Source organism: Agrobacterium sp. SORGH_AS 787, from assembly GCF_030819035.1.
Taxonomy (GTDB): Bacteria; Pseudomonadota; Alphaproteobacteria; order Rhizobiales; family Rhizobiaceae; genus Agrobacterium; species Agrobacterium larrymoorei_B.
Genome location: NZ_JAUTBG010000002.1, coordinates 788,583 through 808,414, shown reverse-complemented (window position 1 = coordinate 808,414; position 19,832 = coordinate 788,583). Strand labels below are relative to the sequence as shown.

Sequence of the window (19,832 nt, the reverse complement as noted above, 5' to 3'; positions counted from 1 at the left end):
GGCTGATCGAGGGCGCGGAGAGGGTGCCTCCTGCAAGGTTCACGGTCTTTTTCACTGCCAGGATCCATTTTGAGATGCAGACGCTATTTACGTTCATGGATACCCATGCAGAGCCCTCGGGCCTGGATGAATTTCTATCTTTTTTTCAGCGCGTTATCAGCCATTATGGCTTTGACTATTATCGCATTTTTCGCCGCGCCGTTCGGCGTCTGGCGGTCAAGGATGTCGTGCTGGCCGAGCAGCAGCCGGAAGGCTGGTCCGCCGTTTACGATGCGAAGAAATACAGTGAGGTCGATCCCATCGAGCGGTCGCTTTGCCTCCTGCAAAAGCCCATCAGGTGGCGGGATTCGGCCTGCCTTCTTTCTCAGGCGACGCATCGTAAACGTGCAGCGAAACTTTTTCAGGATGCGGCTCGTCATGGAATACGAGAAGGCTATGCTTTTCCGATCCATGGGCGCAACGGGATGCTCGGTGGCATCTTCATCGGCGGCCTCGGCTGCCATCTGACCGAAACCGAACTGGCGATCTTCGATGCCGTCATGCGCGCGACCTTCTGGCGTGTGGCAGACTTTACCGGCCATTCGGAAGATCTGCTGGCCCTTCCCGACTTGTCGGTGGCGCAATTGACGCGCCGGGAGCGGGATGTGCTGGTCCTCCTGGCACTCGGCAACACGTCGCCCGAGATCGGCAAGGCACTTTCCATCTCCTGCCACACCGCCGATTGGTACCTCAGCGGCATTCAACGCAAGCTCGGCGCGCGCAATCGTCAGCACGTCGTGGCGCTTGCGTTTCGCTATGGCTTGATCGGCTGACGCATCCAGACGAGCCTCGCGAACGGAGATCACGAAAATCGCCCTTTCCAACATCTAATTTTGCTGCTTAATTTCGCGGTGCAGCATGATGGATTGCTCGTCTAGGTTCTTGGGAGGCCGTTTTGAAGATATCGAAAATTCTCGTTGCCAATCGTTCGGAGATCGCAATCCGCGTATTTCGTGCCGCCAACGAGCTCGGTATAAAAACGGTCGCCATCTGGGCCGAAGAGGACAAGCTCTCGCTTCACCGCTTCAAGGCGGATGAAAGCTATCAGGTGGGACGCGGCCCGCATCTTGCCAAGGATATGGGTCCGATCGAGAGCTATCTGTCGATCGAGGAAGTGATCCGCGTTGCCAAGCTCTCCGGCGCCGACGCCATCCATCCAGGCTACGGCCTTCTGTCGGAAAGCCCCGAATTCGTCGATGCCTGCGATGCGGCGGGCATCACCTTCATCGGCCCGCGCCCGGCAACCATGCGTCAGCTCGGCAACAAGGTGGCCGCGCGCAATCTGGCAATTTCGGTTGGGGTTCCGGTTGTTCCGGCAACAGAACCACTGCCGGATGATCTTGCCGCAGTGGAGCGCATGGCTGAAGAGATCGGCTATCCGGTCATGCTGAAAGCCTCCTGGGGCGGCGGCGGTCGCGGCATGCGCGCCATCCGCAAAAAGGAAGATCTGGCGCGGGAAGTCACCGAGGCCAAGCGCGAAGCAAAGGCCGCCTTCGGCAAGGACGAAGTCTATCTCGAAAAGCTGGTGGAACGCGCGCGCCACGTGGAAAGCCAGATTCTTGGCGATACGCACGGCAATGTCGTCCACCTCTTCGAGCGCGACTGCTCCATCCAGCGGCGTAACCAGAAGGTGGTCGAGCGCGCGCCAGCGCCCTATCTTTCCGAAGCGCAGCGCCAGGAGCTTGCCAGTTATTCGCTGAAGATCGCAGCCGCGACCAATTACGTCGGTGCCGGCACGGTCGAATATCTGATGGATGCCGATACCGGCAAATTCTACTTCATCGAGGTCAATCCGCGCATCCAGGTGGAGCACACGGTGACCGAAGTCGTCACCGGCATCGATATCGTCAAGGCGCAGATCCACATCCTTGAGGGTGCTGCCATCGGCACGCCGGAATCCGGCGTTCCCGAACAGAAGGATATCCGTCTCAACGGCCATGCGCTTCAGTGCCGCATCACTACGGAAGATCCCGAGCACAACTTCATTCCCGATTACGGTCGTATCACCGCCTATCGCTCCGCGTCCGGCTTCGGCATTCGTCTGGATGGCGGCACCTCCTATAGCGGCGCCGTCATCACCCGCTATTACGATCCGCTGCTCGTCAAGGTCACGGCATGGGCGCCGAAGCCGGATGAGGCGATCAGCCGTATGGACCGCGCACTGCGCGAATTCCGCATCCGCGGTGTGGCGACGAACCTCACCTTCCTCGAGGCCATTATCGGTCACGAGAGCTTCCGCAATAACACCTACACGACGCGCTTCATCGACTCGACGCCTGAGCTTTTCGCCCAGGTGAAGCGTCAGGACCGTGCGACCAAGCTTCTGACCTATCTTGCCGATGTGACCATCAACGGCCATCCGGAAACCAAGGGTCGCGCCAAGCCCTCCGACAAGGCCGTCAAGCCCGTCGTGCCCTACATCGATGCGCCGACGCCGGATGGAACCAAGCAGCTTTTGGACAGGCTGGGGCCGAAGGGTTTTGCCGACTGGATGCGCAACGAGAAACGTGTTCTCGTCACCGACACCACCATGCGCGACGGTCACCAGTCGCTTCTGGCAACGCGCGTGCGCACCCATGACATCGCCCGCGTGGCAAGCGTCTATGCCAAGGCGCTGCCGCAGCTTCTGTCGCTCGAATGCTGGGGTGGTGCGACCTTCGACGTCTCCATGCGCTTTCTCACCGAAGACCCATGGGAGCGTCTGGCGCTGATTCGCGAAGGCGCGCCGAACCTGCTTTTGCAGATGCTTCTGCGTGGCGCGAATGGCGTCGGCTACAAGAACTATCCCGACAATGTCGTCAAATATTTCGTCCGCCAGGCGGCAAAGGGCGGCGTCGATCTCTTCCGCGTCTTCGACTGCCTCAACTGGGTCGAGAATATGCGCGTGTCGATGGATGCGATCGCTGAAGAGAACAAACTCTGCGAAGCGACGATCTGCTATACCGGCGACCTGCTGAATTCGGCGCGTCCGAAATACGACCTCAAATATTACACAAGCCTTGCAGCCGAGCTGGAAAAGGCGGGCGCCCACATCATCGCCGTCAAGGACATGGCGGGGCTTCTGAAGCCCGCTGCGGCCAAGGTTCTGTTCAAGGCGCTGCGCGAAGCAACCAGTCTGCCGATCCATTTCCACACGCATGATACATCCGGCATTGCCGCGGCCACCGTCCTGGCCGCAGTGGATGCGGGCGTGGATGCGGTCGATGCGGCAATGGATGCCTTCTCCGGCACCACCTCGCAGCCGTGCCTTGGCTCCATCGTCGAGGCTCTGGCCGGTTCGGAGCGCGACACCGGTCTCGATGCGGAGTGGATCCGCCGCATCTCCTTCTATTGGGAGGCGGTGCGCAACCAGTATGTCGCCTTTGAAAGTGACCTCAAGGGACCGGCATCGGAAGTCTATCTGCATGAAATGCCGGGTGGCCAGTTCACCAACCTCAAGGAACAGGCCCGTTCGCTCGGTCTCGAAAGCCGCTGGCACGAAGTGGCGCAGGCCTATGCCGATGCCAACAAGATGTTTGGCGATATCGTCAAGGTCACGCCATCGTCAAAGGTCGTCGGCGACATGGCGCTGATGATGGTCAGCCAGGATCTGACGGTGGCCGATGTCGAAAACCCAGACAAGGAAGTTTCCTTCCCGGATTCGGTCGTCTCGATGCTGAAGGGCGATCTCGGTCAATCGCCGGGCGGCTGGCCCGAAGCGTTGCAGAAGAAAGCATTGAAGGGTGAGAAGCCTTACACGGTTCGCCCCGGCTCGCTTCTGGACGATGCCGATCTCGATGCTGAGCGCAAGGCAATCGAGACCAAGCTCGAGCGTACGGTCGATGATTTCGAGTTTGCCTCCTATCTGATGTATCCGAAGGTCTTCACCGATTTTGCACTTGCCTCGGAAACCTACGGTCCTGTCTCGGTGCTGCCGACGCATGCTTACTTCTACGGCATGGAAGATGGCGAAGAGCTGTTTGCCGATATCGAACGCGGCAAGACGCTCGTCATCGTCAATCAGGCATCTTCCGGCGTCGACGATAAGGGCATGGTCACCGTGTTCTTCGAGATCAATGGCCAGCCGCGGCGCATCAAGGTGCCGAACCGCGCGCACGGTGCCAGCGGCTCGGCTGCCCGCCGAAAGGCAGAGCCGGGCAATGCCGCTCATGTCGGCGCGCCGATGCCGGGCGTCATCTCCCGCGTCTTCGCCAATGCCGGGCAGGATGTGAAGGCGGGCGACGTTCTGGTCTCGATCGAAGCGATGAAGATGGAAACCGCTCTCCACGCCGAGCGGGATGGCAAAATTGCTGAAGTCCTCGTACGGCCAAGTGACCAGATCGACGCCAAGGATTTGCTGGTCGTTTACGCAGAGTAACGAACCGACATGAAGCGTTAAGAGGATGCCCGCCCTGTGCGGGCATTTCTGCTTGTAGATAAGGCTTTCTGCATGTATGCATGTTTGTGCACGATTCCACATGTTGATGCCGAATGTCCAAGATCGATCACTTTGTCAGCGAGCGTCAGACGCTCATCTTCACCGAGCTTCAGAACAAGGGCCGCGTTCTTGCGCAGGATCTCGCCCAGGCTTTCGATGTCTCGGAAGACACGATCCGGCGCGACCTTCGGGATATGGCGGCGCGTGGCCTCTGCGAGCGCGTCTATGGAGGAGCGCTGATCTCCGGCGGCAACACCGTTCCTCTCAGCCATCGCGTGGCGGATAGGCGGGACCGCAAAGATGCCCTCGGCCGAGCGGCAGCGTCCCGCATCGCATCGGGGATAACGATCTTTCTCGACGCCGGCTCCACCAATCTTGCCATCGCCCGCCATCTGCCGGAGAGCGCGAAGCTCACCGTTATCACCAATACACCCATTATCGCCTCCGAACTCTCAGGTCGTAGCGATCTCGAATTGATCGTGATCGGCGGACGGATCGATCCCGCCGTCGGTGCCGCCATCGACACGACGGCGATTTCGCAGCTGCAAGAGATGCGGCCCGACCTCTGCATCCTCGGTGTCTGCGGCATGACGACTGATGGCGGGCTGTCTGCCGATATCTATCAGGATGCGATCTTCAAGCGGCTGGCCTGCAAGGCGAGTGCGAGAACGCTGGCCGCCATCACCAGCGAGAAACTGGGTGCCGGGGCTGCCTTCCATGTGGCGCCGCTCAGCCCCGATCTGACCCTTGTTCTGGAAGGCGATGCGGAAGAGGCTTTCGTTCGCGATCTCCGGAGACAAAAGCTCGATATTCATGTTGCCGGACTCGATCCCCGTACGCCTTCCCAGCCATACTCACCGAAGGACCAGCCCGCATGACCGGCTCCCCAACGACCGCTTCCACGGTCCGCACCCCCTATATGACGAGAACCCGGTTTGGCGTGTCCCTGCTGTTCCTGATGAACGGTTTCATGATGGGTTCCTGGGCGCCGATGATCCCGGAATTTGCCAAGCGCCTTGCCTTGAGCGAAGGCGAACTCGGCCTCGTTATTCTCGTCTTCGGTCTCGGCTCTCTTGCCTGCATGCCGGTGGCCGGTTCGCAGATCGCGCGTGTCGGATCACGCACGGTGGTGCTGTTCTGCGCTGCCATCTTCGTGCCCACACTGCTTCTCATCACCCTGTCCAACACCGTCTGGGCGGGTGTCATCAACGTCTTCCTCTTTGGCGGTCTGACGGGGGCGATGGATGTGGCGATGAATGCCAATGCGGTTGTGGTGGAGCGCGGCATGCGTCGCGCCATCATGTCGTCATGCCATGCCTTCTGGAGCCTCGGCGGTCTGATCGGCGCGGGCCTCGGCGGCCTGCTGATCACCAAGATCGGCATTTATGGCCATGCGGTTGCCCTTACCATCATTGCTGCGGCACTTCTTGCGATTGCCTGGCCACGGGTCATGGTGGATCGTCCGCATCCTGAAGAAGAACGGCCGAAGGGTCGTTTGCCGCTCACGCCGCTGCCCTGGATCATCGGCCTGATGGCGCTGTTCTCCATGGTGCCGGAGGGTGCGGTTCTCGATTGGGGTGCGCTTTATCTGCGCAACGAGCTTGGTGCATCCGTTGCCGTTTCGGGCTTTGCCTTCGCCGCCTTCTCGCTGACCATGGCGGTCATGCGCTTTGCCGGCGACCTGGTGCGCGAACGGTTGGGGGCGGTGCGCACATTGCAAGTCTGCTCGGCTATGTCGATCGTCGGTCTTCTGATCGCTGGCGCTGCCGGAGACGCCTTCATCGCCATTATCGGCTTTGCCATTGCCGGTATCGGCATTTCCAACATGGTGCCGATTGCCTTTTCCGCTGCCGGCAACATGCCTGGGCTGGCACCGGGGATCGGTCTGTCTGTCGTTACCACCATGGGCTATTCCGGCATTCTGGTCGCGCCATCGGCGATCGGCTTCATTGCGGAACATACCGGCCTTGCGACAGTGTTCCTGTTCATTCCGCTTCTGCACGTGGTCGTGCTGCTGCTCTCCAGGCTTGCTCGTCATGCCGATGGTGCGAGCGGGCATTAAAGCCCAACCTTTGCGTGCTCCGTTTGATCAAAGTGCTTCCATTGCCAATGGAAGCGCTTTCGTTTTGGTAAGCTGGCAGACAGGCTCGAATTTCGCCACGATTGCAGTAAACTACCAGTTGACTGCTTCGATGTTGACAAGGCGCCCGCCTTGATCCACCTGAATGATGACCCTTACCGCAGTTGCAGAGACCATGATGAACGCACACGCCGACTACGATCCCAAGCCACGCCGCGCCTCTGTTGCCGTCGATGTGGGTGGCGTTATCGTCGGTGGCGGTGCTCCGGTCGTCGTGCAATCCATGACCAATACGGATACCGCCGATATCGATGCGACGGTCCAGCAGGTTGCAGCCCTCCATCGGGCCGGTTCTGAAATCGTCCGCATTACCGTGGACCGCGATGAGAGCGCTGCTGCCGTTCCGAAAATCCGCGACCGTCTGCTGCGGCTTGGCATGGACGTGCCGCTTGTCGGTGACTTTCACTATATCGGGCATAAGCTGCTCGCCGATCATCCGGCTTGCGCCGAGGCTTTGGCGAAGTACCGCATCAATCCCGGCAATGTCGGTTTCAAGGACAAGAAGGACAAGCAGTTCGGCGATATCATCGAGATGGCGATCCGCTACGACAAGCCGGTGCGCATCGGCGTCAACTGGGGATCGCTCGATCAGGAACTGCTCACCAGCCTGATGGACAAGAACAAGGAAGAGGGCTTTCCGCTGTCCGCCCGTCAGGTGACGCGCGAAGCCATCGTTCAATCGGCGCTGATTTCCGCCGAGCTTGCCGAAGAGATCGGCCTGCCGCGCAACCGCATCATTCTGTCCGCCAAGGTAAGCCAGGTGCAGGACCTGATCGCGGTCTACTCGATGCTGTCGGAGCGCTCCGACCACGCGCTGCATCTCGGCCTCACCGAGGCAGGCATGGGCTCGAAGGGCATCGTCGCCTCTTCGGCTGCCATGGGCTACGTACTCCAGCATGGCATCGGTGATACGATCCGCGTATCGCTGACACCGGAGCCGAATGGCGACCGCACCCGCGAAGTGCAGGTGGCGCAGGAGCTTCTACAGGTTATGGGCTTTCGCCAGTTCATTCCGGTGGTCGCGGCATGTCCGGGATGTGGACGCACGACGTCGACGGTTTTCCAGGAGCTGGCGCAGAACATTCAAAACGATATTCGCAAGAACATGCCGGTCTGGCGTGAGAAATATCCGGGCGTCGAAGCGCTGAACGTTGCCGTCATGGGCTGCATCGTCAATGGTCCGGGCGAGAGCAAGCATGCGGATATCGGTATTTCGCTGCCTGGAACGGGCGAGAGCCCTGCGGCACCCGTCTTCATTGATGGCGAAAAGGCGCTGACCTTGCGCGGTCCGAACATCGCCTCGGACTTCGAGGCACTGGTGACCGACTATATCGAAAAACGTTTTGGCCAAAAGGACGCGGCGGAGTGAGTCTCGACCGTGAAAATGCCCGAATCGCTGTGTTTTACCTCCAGAAACTCACGGAGCAATGATTTCCAATGATCAAGAAGTTTGCTGTTCTTGCGCTTGCCGCAACTTACCTTTCCGCCTGCACCACGACCGATCCCTACACGGGTGAGCAGAAGGTCTCCAATATGGCGGGCGGTGCGGGTCTTGGCGCGCTGGCCGGTGCAGTCGGCGGTCTGGCGATCGGCGGTGGCAATAAGGGCCGCAACGCGCTGATCGGTGCCGGTATCGGCGCGCTCGCCGGCGGTGCGATCGGCGGCTATATGGACAATCAGGAAGCCGAGCTTCGCCAGCAGTTGCAGGGCACCGGCGTCTCCGTCACCCGTCGTGGCGACAGCATCGTTCTTAACATGCCGTCCAACATCACCTTCGCGACGGATCAGGATCAGGTGATCCCGCCATTCTACCCGACGCTGAATTCGGTCGCGATCGTTCTGAACAAGTTCAACAAGACCTATATCGACGTCAACGGCTACACCGACTCCACCGGCAGCCTGAACCATAACCAGCTCCTGTCGCAGCGCCGCGCTGCCTCGGTTGCCAATTATCTCGCAAGCCAGGGTGTCGATCAGCGCCGCATGTCCACCATGGGCTTCGGCCCATCGCAGCCGGTGGCATCCAACGCAACGCCGGATGGCCGCGCCCAGAACCGCCGCGTGGAAGTGCTGATCTCGCCGCTGACGCAGAACGGCTAAAACGCACTAAAAGGCAATCGCGCCTATCGGATTTTAGAAAAGGGCTGCTTCGGCGGCCCTTTTTGTTGTTGGGCAAGCGTGAGAGGCGCTTGCGCTTTCAACTCTTCCGCTCAGCAATGAAGCGGGCCGCCTGTACCAGAATATCTGCCTTCTCTCCATAGGGAGAAAGCAGGTTTGCGGCATCGCGCACCTGCTCCTGAAGTTTCATCCGCGCCCAGTCTTCACCGCGCAGAGCCACCAGCGTGCCCTTGCCGCGGGCGGCATCCTTGCCGGTTGCCTTGCCCATGGTGGCGGCATCGGAGGTGAGATCGAGGAGATCGTCGGCAAGCTGGAAGGCGAGGCCGATCTTTTCTCCGAAGCTTCGCAGCGTCTGCCGGTGGGACGCATCGTTTCCGGCAATGATCGCACCGGCCTCGCAGGCGAAGCGCAGAAGCGCGCCGGTTTTCATAGCCTGCAATGTCACGATACCTTGCTCGTCCGGTGCCCGTTTTTCCGCCGCCAGATCGAGCGCCTGACCGCCTGCCATGCCGCCAATGCCGGCGGCGCGGGAAAGTGCCAGCACGAGTGCCGTCTTCTGGTCGCCGGTTAGCGGTGTTTCGGGAGCCGCGATGATATCGAAGGCGAGTGTCAGCAGGCTATCTCCCGCAAGAATCGCGGTCGCCTCGTCGAACTTCTTGTGCACCGTCGGCTGGCCGCGGCGCAGGTCGTCGTCGTCCATGGCGGGAAGATCGTCATGCACCAGCGAATAGCAGTGAAGGCATTCCAGTGCGGCACCCACACGCAGGGCGGCAGCTTCGTTTCCACCGAGAAGCCGCGCGGTTTCGATGACAAGGAAAGGCCGCAGGCGCTTGCCGCCATTCAGCACGCCATGGCGCATGGCGTCCAGCAGGTTTGCGGGCCGGGCGATCTCGTCGTCACCGACCGTGCCCGTCAGAAGCTCTGCCAGCAGTTTTTCCGTGCTTGCCGCGTTATCGCGCAGCCTGGTTTCGAATGTCATGGCACCGCTTCCTTCCGTCTCGCGGCTGTTTGGCATGGGTAAAAAGGGCTGGCAAATGTTTTGTTAAACCATAATACCAAAGATCACTGATGATGACCCATTCGACCGGCGCCGACGCCTTGGCCTGGAAATCGGCCACCGGAGGGCGTCGAAATCCTCGACCGATGCACAGACATCGCTCTGCGGTTTCTCCTACCCGGATGACCGTTTCCAAGCCATCGCATGGATCATCATCAGTGATCTTTGGTATGGAACTTCATCATCGTGAGTAGCCTTGATGGTGCAAGCGGAATATGAAAGGCTTGATCTGAACGAGCGGGGACGGGATGTGAGCAGTACGCCGGAAAGCGATAGGGAGTACGAAGCGCTTCCCGACGAGGAGAGCAGGCCGAAGGTGGATATCAAGAACCTTGCCAAACGCGTCGGCATGTTCGTGCTCGCTTTGCTGATCCTGCCCTATCTGCTGATCCCTGTTTATGCGCTTCCCTTCATTCGCCCCGTCTCGACGCTGATGCTTGCCGATCTGGTGACGTTTCAGGGCTATGACCGGCAGTGGGTGCCGCTTGAAGACATTTCGCCCCGTCTGATCCAGTCGGTCATGATGTCGGAAGACGGCCAATTCTGCTTCCATCATGGCGTCGACTGGAACCAGATGCAGGATGTCGTCAACGACGCATTGGAAGGTGAGGCCACACGTGGGGCCAGCACCATTCCGATGCAGACCGCCAAGAATCTCTTTCTCTGGAACGGCCGATCCCTTATCCGCAAAGGGCTGGAGCTTCCGCTTGCACTTTTCTCCGACTTCGTCTGGTCGAAGAAGCGGATGATGGAGATTTATCTCAATATCGCCGAATGGGGCCCGGGCATCTACGGTATCGAGGCCGCAGCGCAATACCATTTCAAGGTGCCCGCTTCCAAGCTGACAGCCCGTCAGGCCGCGCTTCTCGCCGTATCCTTGCCAAACCCGATCGATCGCAATGCCAGCAAGCCCGGCCGCGGTATGCAGCGCCTTGCGGGGCTGATCGAGCGCCGGGCCAGAGGCTCCGGCGCTTATGTCGGATGCGTACTGGACTGAACCACCTCACCCCTTGGTAAAGATGTAATCCGTTTCTTGCCGCAGCGTTTCGCCAGGGCGAAGGATGGCCTTGGGGAAGCCTTCGTGGTTGACGGCGTCCGGCCAGATCTGGGTTTCCAGGCAGAAGCCGGCAAAGGGGCCGTAGTGGCGGCCGTCATGACCGGGGACGGCGGTGTTCAGCTTGAAGCCGGAATAGAACTGCACGCCGGGTTCGGTGGTGTGAACTTCGAGCGAAATGCCGGAGGCCGGCGCATGGACGCGGGCGACTTTGCGCTTGGCCACACGCTCTGCGGAGAGGCAGAAATTGTGGTCGTAAAGCACCTGTTCGCCTTGGTCGTCCTTTCGGCTCATCGGCGTCGGCTCACGCAGGTCGAAGACGGTACCGGAAACGGCACGGATTTCACCGGTTGGAATCTGGCGCTCATCGGTCGGTAGATAATGATCGGCGGCGATTTCAATCTGGTGATCGAGTGCGGTTTCAGCACCATCGAGATTGAAATAGGAGTGCTGGCAGACATTGGCGATGGTCGGCAGGTCGGTCGTCGTCTCATACAAGACAGAAAGCACGCCGCCTTCGCGGATCGTGTAAGTTGCCGTTATCGTGCAATTGCCGGGATAGCCAGCGCGGCCGTTCGGATCGATGATCTGCAGCACGACGTGGCTTGGCCCATGTTCCATGATCAGCCAGTTGCGCTTGCCCGTGCCATCGCTGCCGCCATGGAGATGGCTGATGCCCTTTTCGTTGAGCTCGAGTTGGTAGTCCTTGCCGTCGATGGAGAACGTACCGCCACCGATGCGATTGGCGTTTCGGCCCGGCGTAGCGCCGAAGTAGGAGGAGTATTTCGGGTAGTCGTCAAAACCATCGAAGCCGAGCACCAACGGCGGCTGATGACCCTCAAGGCGCAGATCCTGGATGACCGCACCCCAGGTCATCACCTTGGCGGTCAGGCCGCCAGCGGAAATCGTTACCCGCTCGACCTTTTCGCCGGTTGCCGTAAAGCCGAAATTCTCCCGTGCGCCTGCTTCGCTCATCCCGAATGCTCCCTATCGCTTGCGATTTGTGCGGGACGTTGCGTCATTTTAGCGTCTGGCGCAACGCCGCAATGTCAAATTCGTCACGGCTCTTGATCAGCCGGTCGTCTTTGCCGATCTCGGCGAGTTCGTAAGGTGTCGTCTGGTAGATCTCGTTGATCCAGTTGCCGAAGAACAGATGGGCATGGCTGCGCCAGCGGTTGAGCGGCGTCAGCGCCGGGTCGTTATGCGGGAAGTAGTCATGCGGCAGCTTGATTGGCACGCCGGAATTCACGTCGCGGAAATATTCGTCTCCGAGCGACGTGGAATCATATTCCACATGGTTGAACATGTAGAGGCGCTTGCCGCGCTTCTCATGCACCAGGCACACGCCCATTTCCTCGGATTCCATCAGGATTTCCAGGTCGGGATGCTTCTCGATATCGGCGCGGCGCACTTCCGTCCAGCGGGACACCGGCACCTGGAAGTCGTCGGAGAAGCCGTTCAGATAGATGGAGGCGGGGCAGAGATTGCGGTGGCGATAGACGCCGAAGGCCTTCTCTTTCAATTCGTGCTTCGGCACGCCATGGAAGTGGTAGATTGCCGCCATCGCACCCCAGCAGACATTCAGCGTCGAGTGGACGTTGGTCTCCGTCCAGTCGAAGATCTTCTTCATCTCGTCCCAGTAGGTCACGTCCTCATAGGCCAGCGTTTCCACCGGTGCGCCGGTGATGATGAAGCCGTCGAACTTGCGGTGGCGCACCTCTTCCCACGTCTCGTAGAAGGAAAGCAGATGTTCTTCCGGCGTGTTCTTGGCGCGGTGTCCGCCAATGCGCACCAGTGACAGCTCCACCTGAAGCGGCGAGGCGCCGACGAGTCGGGCCATCTGGATTTCGGTCTTGATCTTGTTCGGCATGAGGTTCAGGAGCCCGATCTGCAGCGGGCGGATATCCTGACGGATCGCCACGGTCTCGGTCATCACCCGCACACCCTCATTCACCAGGGTTTCGAAGGCGGGCAGCGTATCGGGGATCTTGATGGGCATTGCGAACTCTCACGTCCAAAAACAAAAAAACCGGCAGCGAAATCGCGACCGGTCCTCGGAAATTGCCTGTTTCCTCGACCCTTTAGCGACTTCTTTAAAGTGGCTGCAAGCCGGTCGGCAAATCACCACTGGCGGCTGTCATAATCCTCTCTGGCCGAAAAATCAATATCGCCGCCCTTCTGGGCGTTTCCGCCTTTCCTTGAGGGGATGTTTCGCGATAAGGCAGGGCATGACATCGGATCATTTCACCATTCTGCTGGGCGGCGATATTGTCGTGACGGATCGCCTGCACAAGGCGGTTGCAGGATCGCGTGTGATTGCCGCAGACAGCGGCATGAAACATGCCAAGCCACTTGGTCTGAAGCCTGAGCTTTGGGTGGGTGATTTCGACTCTGCCGATGCAGCGCTTGTCGACGAATGGCCAGATGTGCCGCAGCAACCTTTTCCCGCCGCCAAGGGTGAGACCGATGGCGAGATTGCCGTTTCCGAGGCTTTGGCGCGGGGTGCGAAACGATTGACGCTGGTCGGCGCGCTTGCAGGCGAGCGATCCGACCATGCGCAGTTTCATCTGCTCTATGCTGTAGCGCTGGCCGAGCGCGGCTTCAAGGTAACGCTGACTTCCGGCAACGAGGAAGCGTTCCCGTTGCTTGAAGGTGAACTCGTGCTCGATTTGCCGCGCGGCTCGCTATTTTCCGTCGCCGGTTTTACAGTCCTTTCCGGCCTCGACATCGAGAATGCCCGCTACCCTCTCAACGATTTTGCGCTTGCCTTCGGCTCGTCGCGCACTATGTCCAACGTGGCTGAGGGTGACATTCGCCTTCGCCTCAAAAGCGGCAAGGCCATCGTGCTTGCCCGTCCTTACGATCTAACCGGAGCCTGATGCCTTGGCACCCCCCATTCTGAAACTCGACGATATCAAGCTGACCTTTGGCGTGACGCCCCTTCTGGATGGCGCCAACTTACAGGTGGAGCCGGGCGACCGTATCTGCCTCGTCGGCCGCAACGGGTCGGGCAAATCGACGCTGATGAAGATCGCCGCCGGCCTGGTCGAAGCGCAATCGGGCGAGGTTTTTCGTCATCCCTCCGCGACGATCCGTTATCTGGAGCAGGCGCCGGATTTCGGCGCTTACGACACCGTGCAGGCCTATGCCGAATCCGGTCTTGGACCAGGCGACGATCCCTATCGCGTCAGCTATATTCTCGAACATCTCGGTCTGACCGGCCAGGAAAATCCAGCAAGCCTGTCGGGCGGTGAAGCGCGTCGCGCGGCCTTGGCGCGGGTCATGGCGCCGGAGCCGGACATTCTCATGCTGGACGAGCCGACCAACCATCTCGACCTGCCGACCATCGAATGGCTGGAAAGCGAATTGCAGCAGACGCGAAGCGCGCTTGTCCTCATTTCGCATGACCGTCGTTTCCTCGAAAAGGTCTCGACCGCCACCGTCTGGCTCGACCGCGGCCAGTCGCGCCGTCTCAATCGCGGCTTCGGCCATTTCGAGGAATGGCGCGACAAGGTGCTGGAAGAGGAAGAGCTGGAACAGCACAAGCTTGGCAAGGCCATCGAGCGCGAAGAGCACTGGATGCGTTATGGCGTGACGGCACGCCGCAAGCGCAACATGCGCCGCGTGGGAGAGCTGCGCGACATGCGCGCCGCCTATCGCGGACATAAGGGTCCGCAGGGCACCGTGCAGGCAACCGCAGTCGAAGCGCGCGAATCCGGCAAGCTGGTCATCGAGGCGGAAGCCATCACCAAGGCTTATGGCGATCGCACCATCGTCGCCCCTTTTTCGCTGCGCGTGCATCGCGGCGACTGCATCGGCCTTGTTGGCCCAAATGGTGCTGGCAAGACCACGCTTCTCAAGATGCTGACCGGAGAGTTGGCACCCGACAGCGGCACGGTGAAGCTCGGCACCAATCTGGAAATCGCGACACTCGACCAGAAGCGCGAGGACCTCAATCCGAACGATACGCTGGCGCATTACCTGACCGATGGTCGTGGCGAAAGCCTGCTGGTCAATGGCGAGCAGAAGCATGTGACCGGCTATATGAAGGACTTCCTGTTCCAGCCGGAACAGGCCCGTACGCCGATTCGCAATCTGTCCGGTGGTGAGCGCGCGCGTCTCATTCTGGCGCGGATCCTGGCAAGACCGACCAACCTACTGATCCTCGATGAGCCGACGAACGATCTCGACATCGAGACCCTGGATCTGCTTCAGGAGATCGTCGCAAGCTTCTCAGGCACCGTCATCCTCGTCAGCCACGATCGCGACTTTCTCGATCGTACGGTGACCTCGACGATCGCGCCTGCCAATCCGGATGCGCCGGACGGACGCTGGATTGAATATGCAGGCGGCTATTCCGACATGATGGCGCAGCGCAAGGGTGCGGCAGAAGACAAGAAGCGTTCGGAAAAGCAGGAAAAGGCCAAGGCCTCGGCAAGCGCCGCGACCAGTGCCGAGCCTGCCAAGGCCAGGGGCAAGCTTTCCTTCAAGCAGAAATTCGCGCTCGAAAACCTGCCGAAGGAAATGGAAAAGCTTCAAGGCGAAATTGCCAAGCGCGAAGAGCGCATGGCCGATCCGCAACTTTTCGCCAAGGACCCCGGCGGCTTCAACAAGCTGGCAGACGAGATGGCGAAGCTGCGTGAGAAGCTTGAGGCCATGGAAGAAGAGTGGCTAGAGCTTGAGATGCTGCGCGAAGAGATGGAAGGCTAGGGCGCTTTCCGTCAAGGAATACGCTTCATTTTAGCGCCGTCTTTGACAGGTGCGTGAATATGGGCTTTGCTTTGCTCCAACAGGGAGGAGCCAGCCCATGCGTATGATCTTCGTCAATTTGCCGGTGAAGAATATCGAGATATCGAAAGCCTTCTTCACCGCGCTCGGCTTCAGCTTCAATCCGGAATATTCGGATGAGCGAACGCTGTGCATGATCGTCGAGAAGAACATCTTCGTCATGCTGCTTCAGGAAGAGCGCTTCCGCGATTTCATCAATGGCGAGATCGCCGATGCGAAGAGCAGCACGGAAGTGCTGACCTGTCTCTCGGCGTCCAGCCGTCAGGAGATCGACAGCATGCTAAAGACGGCGCTGTCCTCCGGTGGGCGCGAGTGGAAACCGGTGCAGGATCATGGCTTCATGTATGCCGCAAGCTTTCAGGATCCCGATGGCCATGTATGGGAACTGGTTTACATGACGGAGCAAGCATAGGCGCTTGCCGTCTTGCCAATAACCGATTGTGTCATTACATCTTTTCTCGCTCTAACGGGGTGCTTTGTCGGAAAGACGAGGCTGAGAGGCTTTAGCCAACCCGAAGAACCTGATCCGGTTAACACCGGCGGAGGGATTAGACGGCTTCCATCCAGACGCCTATTCCCGTAACCCATTCGAGAAGGTGTCTGATGTATCGTCGTTTTCTGCTGTCCGGCCTCGTCGCCGCATCCTTCCTCCTGCCGAGCCTTGGTGCTGCGCAGGACAAGAAGGTTCTCACCGTCTACACCTATGAAAGCTTCGTCTCCGAATGGGGTCCAGGCCCCAAGGTCAAGGCGGCGTTCGAGAAGACCTGCGATTGCACCGTCAATTTCGTCGGCGTCGCCGATGGTGTGGCGCTGCTCAACCGCCTGAAGCTGGAAGGTGCCGGCTCCAAGGCGGATGTCGTGGTCGGTCTCGACACCAATCTTATTGCCGAAGCTAAAGACACCGGGCTTTTCGAAGCATCGGGCATCGATGCCTCCGCGGCCAAGGTTCCCGGTGGCTTCAAGGACGATGTCTTCGTTCCCTATGATTACGGGCACTTCGCCGTCGTCTATGACACCCAGACGCTGAAGAACCCGCCAAAGAGCCTGAAGGAACTGGTTGAGGGCGACCCGTCGCAGAAGATCGCCATTCAAGATCCAAGGACCTCGACGCCGGGCCTCGGCCTGCTGCTCTGGGTCAAGTCGGTCTATGGCGACAAGGCGCCGAAAGCCTGGGCAAAGCTCAAGGATCGCGTTTTGACGGTGACCCCCGGCTGGTCGGAATCCTATGGCCTCTTCACCAAGGGCGAAGTGCCGATGGTGCTCTCCTATACCACGTCGCCCGCCTATCACATGGTGTCCGAGCACAGCGAGCGCTATCAGGCTGCAAGCTTCGAGGAAGGCCATTACATTCAGATCGAAGTCGCCGGTCTGTTGAAGAACGCGCCGGAGAAGGAGCTGGGCAAAAAGTTCCTTGCCTTCATCCTGACCCCTGGTTTCCAGGATGCCATTCCGGAAAACAACTGGATGATGCCGGTCACCGCTACGTCGCAGCCGCTGCCGGATGCCTTCAACAAGCTGGTCCAGCCGACCAAGACCTTCCTGATGTCGCCGGAAGAGGTGGCGAAGAACCGTAAGGCCTGGATCGATGAGTGGCTGACCGCGATGAGTGTGAAGTAATATCACGCGGACCCCGCCCGTGATTGCGCGCAGCGACAGAAGATGGTTCCTGATCAGTGGCACGGCGGCTTTCACCGCCGTGTTGCTCTTCATCGGGCTTGCGGTCGCAGCGCTTCTGTCCTTCGATACACAGGCGGCGTCGGGCGCCCTCTTCGATACCTACACGCTGCGCATTCTTCGCTTCACGCTATGGCAGGCGACGCTCTCCACCGTTCTTTCGGTCGCGCTCGGTCTACCGGTCGCCTTGGCGCTCGCTAGACAGAGAGATTTTCCCGGCCGTATCTGGATCATCCGGCTGATGGCGGTGCCCATGGGTCTGCCGGTGATCGTTGGTGCTCTCGGGCTGATCGCCATCTGGGGCAGGCAGGGGCTTCTCAATACGGCACTCCTCTCTGCCGGGGTGGAACAGCCTTTCAGCATTTACGGCCTTTCCGGCATTCTCATTGCCCATGTCTTCTTCAACCTGCCGCTTGCCGTGCGTTTCTTCCTGGCGGGGCTGGAAAGAATGCCCGACGAATATTGGCGCATGAGTGCCGTGCTCGGCATGAATTCCCTCTCCACGTTCCGCTTCATCGAATGGCCGGTGGTACGGCGGCTGGTGCCGGGTGTGGCGGGCCTGATCTTCATGCTCTGCGCCACGAGCTTCACGCTCGTCCTGCTGCTCGGCGGCGGTCCGGCTGCGACCACGATCGAAGTGGCGATCTATCAGGCGCTGCGCTTCGATTTCGATCCGCCACGTGCCATAGCACTCTCGCTAATGCAGATTGCGATGACCGGCCTGCTTCTCGTGCTGCTCTCGTTTCTGCCGGGTGCGGAAGCGGAGGGTCAGACGCAGAGCCAGACGGTTCGTCGTTTCGATGCCGCTCGCCCGTTGGCGCGTCTTTGGGATGGGCTTGTCATTGTTCTTGCGATGCTGCTGGTCGGGTCGCCGCTGATAGCGGTCGCAGTCTCCGGGCTGACTGCCGATCTGGGGCGTCTTTTGAGCGCCGAGGTGTTTCGACGCGCGGCGATCACCAGCCTGTCGATTGCCCTTCTCTCGGCATCGCTCTCGGTCCTTATTTCCGTGGCGCTTATTCGGGCGCGCCAGGCGATTGCAGATCGCCGCGAGCCGGGGCGGGGCGCGAGGGTTCTTTCGGCGATGCTGGGTGGCGGCGCTTCGATGGTGCTTCTGGTGCCACCCGTGGTGCTTGGCAGTGGCTGGTTCCTGCTGTTGCGTTCTTTCGGCGATGTGTCCGTCTTCGCGCCATTTCTCGTGGCGCTCATCAACATGCTGGTGGCCTTGCCCTTTGCCATGCGTGTTCTGGAACCTGCATTCACCACACATCAGGCGAGAACCGGCAGACTAGTTGCCAGCCTAGGGCTTAGCGGTTTTTCCCGCTTTCGCCTGATCGATCTCCCGGTCCTGTGGCGGACCTTCGCCATGGCCTTTTCCTTCGCCATGGCGCTGTCGCTCGGTGATCTCGGGGCCGTCGCTCTCTTCGGGTCCGAAAGCTTCGTCACCTTGCCGTGGCTGGTCTATAGCAATATGGGCAGCTACCGCACCAATGATGCAGCGGGTTATGCCTTCATCCTTGGCGTTATTTGCCTCATCCTCGCGGCAGGCGGCGTGTCGCGCCAATCCGAGAGAGCGAAAATAGCAGCATGAAAAGCGATCGAGTAAACGTCACGCTGGAACAGGTATCGCTGCAGCTTGGACAGCAGGCGTTCTTCCTTGATACGTCCTTCGAGGAAGCGAAGGTGACGGCGGTCGTCGGTCCTTCCGGGTCGGGCAAGTCGACGCTTCTCAACCTTGTAGCGGGCTTTGAAAAGCCGGCGAGCGGTCGCGTGCTGATTGGGCTTGAGGATGTCAGTGGACGCGATCCGGCCGAACGCCCGATCTCGCTGATCTTTCAGGATAACAACCTCTTCGCCCATCTCGATATCGCCACCAATATCGGTCTCGGCATCAGTCCATCGCTCCGTTTGACCAGCGAAGACAAGGCCAAGATTGCGTCAGCGCTGGAACGCGTGGGGCTTGCGGGTTTTGAAAAGCGGCTGCCATCCAGCATGTCCGGCGGCGAACGTCAGCGTGCGGCGCTGGCGCGGGCACTTGTTCGCCAACGGGCCGTCATGTTGTTGGACGAACCCTTTGCAGCACTCGATCCGGGCTTGCGTGCCGGCATGGCGGGGCTGTTGAAAGACCTGCAATCGGAAAACGGCAACACGGTCCTTCTCGTGACCCATCACCCGGACGATATTCGCCGTCTTGCCGATGCCGTGGTGTTTCTGTCGGATGGCAAGATCCTGTTTCAGGGAACGACGGAGGCCTTCTTTTCCGCCACAGACATTCCCGAGGTCGGCGCCTTCCTCCAGAAGTAGTGCGTTGCCGTGCCACAATTTGGACGCGGCGCAATGTCAATCCTGCAAATAGACAGTGAAGGTGCGTATTTTTTGCACTTGCCAATTAGGCTCAACTATTTGAGACATATATAGAGAACGTCTTTTGTCAGGGTCTTTCCGCAGCATAGATCGTTTTTGGGATCGTTTTGGATGTTCAGGCATTCTGGTGCCTGTGGGGTTTAAGCTGATATTCTGGTCTGCATATAACGGATGATCAGGAACG

At 59.7% G+C, this 19,832-nt stretch carries 16 protein-coding genes and 2 riboswitches; of the genes, 13 read left to right on the top strand and 3 right to left on the bottom strand.

Annotated elements, in window-relative coordinates; all coding sequences use genetic code 11:
• The first annotated feature begins 74 nt into the window (after window positions 1-74).
• From QE435_RS13270 to QE435_RS13245, 6 genes are all read left to right on the top strand, one after another.
• The gene (locus QE435_RS13270) at window positions 75-812 is read left to right on the top strand and encodes a LuxR family transcriptional regulator (RefSeq protein ID WP_309771958.1); all 738 of its coding nucleotides are present in this window, start codon (window positions 75-77) and stop codon (window positions 810-812) included.
• A 122-nt stretch (window positions 813-934) separates the two neighbouring features.
• The gene (gene pyc / locus QE435_RS13265; protein WP_349041662.1) at window positions 935-4,396 is read left to right on the top strand and encodes a pyruvate carboxylase; all 3,462 of its coding nucleotides are present in this window, start codon (window positions 935-937) and stop codon (window positions 4,394-4,396) included.
• A 113-nt stretch (window positions 4,397-4,509) separates the two neighbouring features.
• Window positions 4,510-5,334 (top strand): DeoR/GlpR family DNA-binding transcription regulator, encoded by an 825-nt coding sequence (locus QE435_RS13260; RefSeq protein ID WP_349041661.1) that lies wholly within the window; start codon window positions 4,510-4,512, stop codon window positions 5,332-5,334.
• The gene (locus QE435_RS13255; protein WP_349041660.1) at window positions 5,331-6,518 is read left to right on the top strand and encodes an MFS transporter; all 1,188 of its coding nucleotides are present in this window, start codon (window positions 5,331-5,333) and stop codon (window positions 6,516-6,518) included. Before QE435_RS13260 ends, QE435_RS13255 begins: the two co-directional genes overlap by 4 nt.
• A 196-nt stretch (window positions 6,519-6,714) precedes the next feature.
• Window positions 6,715-7,965 carry a flavodoxin-dependent (E)-4-hydroxy-3-methylbut-2-enyl-diphosphate synthase gene (gene ispG, locus QE435_RS13250; protein WP_309771954.1) on the top strand — a complete coding sequence of 417 codons (1,251 nt, stop codon included), beginning with the start codon at window positions 6,715-6,717 and terminating at the stop codon, window positions 7,963-7,965.
• Between the two features lie 68 nt (window positions 7,966-8,033).
• On the top strand, window positions 8,034-8,696 hold the full coding sequence (locus QE435_RS13245; protein WP_306934595.1) for an OmpA family protein: 663 nt from the start codon (window positions 8,034-8,036) through the stop codon (window positions 8,694-8,696).
• A 97-nt stretch (window positions 8,697-8,793) separates the two neighbouring features.
• Here QE435_RS13245 and QE435_RS13240 read toward each other — a convergent pair whose 3' ends face one another.
• The gene (locus QE435_RS13240; RefSeq protein ID WP_349041659.1) at window positions 8,794-9,693 is read right to left on the bottom strand and encodes a polyprenyl synthetase family protein; all 900 of its coding nucleotides are present in this window, start codon (window positions 9,691-9,693) and stop codon (window positions 8,794-8,796) included.
• 427 nt (window positions 9,694-10,120) lie between these two features.
• Between QE435_RS13240 and mtgA the strand changes: the two genes are divergently transcribed.
• A complete protein-coding gene (gene mtgA / locus QE435_RS13235) occupies window positions 10,121-10,768 on the top strand; it encodes a monofunctional biosynthetic peptidoglycan transglycosylase (RefSeq protein ID WP_306934927.1) in 648 nt (215 codons plus the stop codon).
• A gap of 6 nt (window positions 10,769-10,774) precedes the next feature.
• Here the strand turns inward: mtgA and QE435_RS13230 are convergent, their stop codons facing one another.
• A complete protein-coding gene (locus QE435_RS13230; RefSeq protein WP_349041658.1) occupies window positions 10,775-11,800 on the bottom strand; it encodes an aldose epimerase family protein in 1,026 nt (341 codons plus the stop codon).
• Between the two features lie 43 nt (window positions 11,801-11,843).
• The gene (gene metA / locus QE435_RS13225; RefSeq protein WP_349041657.1) at window positions 11,844-12,824 is read right to left on the bottom strand and encodes a homoserine O-succinyltransferase; all 981 of its coding nucleotides are present in this window, start codon (window positions 12,822-12,824) and stop codon (window positions 11,844-11,846) included.
• A 62-nt stretch (window positions 12,825-12,886) separates the two neighbouring features.
• Window positions 12,887-12,963, bottom strand: a riboswitch (SAM riboswitch).
• Between the two features lie 90 nt (window positions 12,964-13,053).
• Here metA and QE435_RS13220 point away from each other — a divergent pair.
• The 6 genes from QE435_RS13220 (at window position 13,054) to QE435_RS13195 (ending at window position 19,588) form a co-directional block, all read left to right on the top strand.
• The gene (locus QE435_RS13220; RefSeq protein ID WP_349041656.1) at window positions 13,054-13,704 is read left to right on the top strand and encodes a thiamine diphosphokinase; all 651 of its coding nucleotides are present in this window, start codon (window positions 13,054-13,056) and stop codon (window positions 13,702-13,704) included.
• Between the two features lie 4 nt (window positions 13,705-13,708).
• Window positions 13,709-15,535 (top strand): ABC-F family ATP-binding cassette domain-containing protein, encoded by a 1,827-nt coding sequence (locus tag QE435_RS13215; protein ID WP_349041655.1) that lies wholly within the window; start codon window positions 13,709-13,711, stop codon window positions 15,533-15,535.
• A gap of 97 nt (window positions 15,536-15,632) precedes the next feature.
• Window positions 15,633-16,025, top strand: coding sequence for a VOC family protein (locus tag QE435_RS13210; RefSeq protein WP_349041654.1), 393 nt, complete (start codon window positions 15,633-15,635; stop codon window positions 16,023-16,025).
• Window positions 16,026-16,070: 45 nt separating this feature from the next.
• Window positions 16,071-16,178, top strand: a riboswitch (TPP riboswitch).
• A 38-nt stretch (window positions 16,179-16,216) separates the two neighbouring features.
• Window positions 16,217-17,230 carry a thiamine ABC transporter substrate binding subunit gene (gene thiB, locus QE435_RS13205; RefSeq protein ID WP_349041653.1) on the top strand — a complete coding sequence of 338 codons (1,014 nt, stop codon included), beginning with the start codon at window positions 16,217-16,219 and terminating at the stop codon, window positions 17,228-17,230.
• Window positions 17,231-17,249: 19 nt separating this feature from the next.
• Window positions 17,250-18,875: a thiamine/thiamine pyrophosphate ABC transporter permease ThiP gene (gene thiP, locus QE435_RS13200; protein ID WP_349041652.1), complete on the top strand. Its 1,626-nt coding sequence runs from the start codon at window positions 17,250-17,252 to the stop codon at window positions 18,873-18,875.
• Complete coding sequence (locus QE435_RS13195) at window positions 18,872-19,588, top strand: ATP-binding cassette domain-containing protein (protein ID WP_349041651.1); 717 nt, start codon at window positions 18,872-18,874, stop codon at window positions 19,586-19,588. The genes thiP and QE435_RS13195 overlap by 4 nt, the downstream gene beginning before the upstream one ends.
• Window positions 19,589-19,832: the final 244 nt, after the last annotated feature.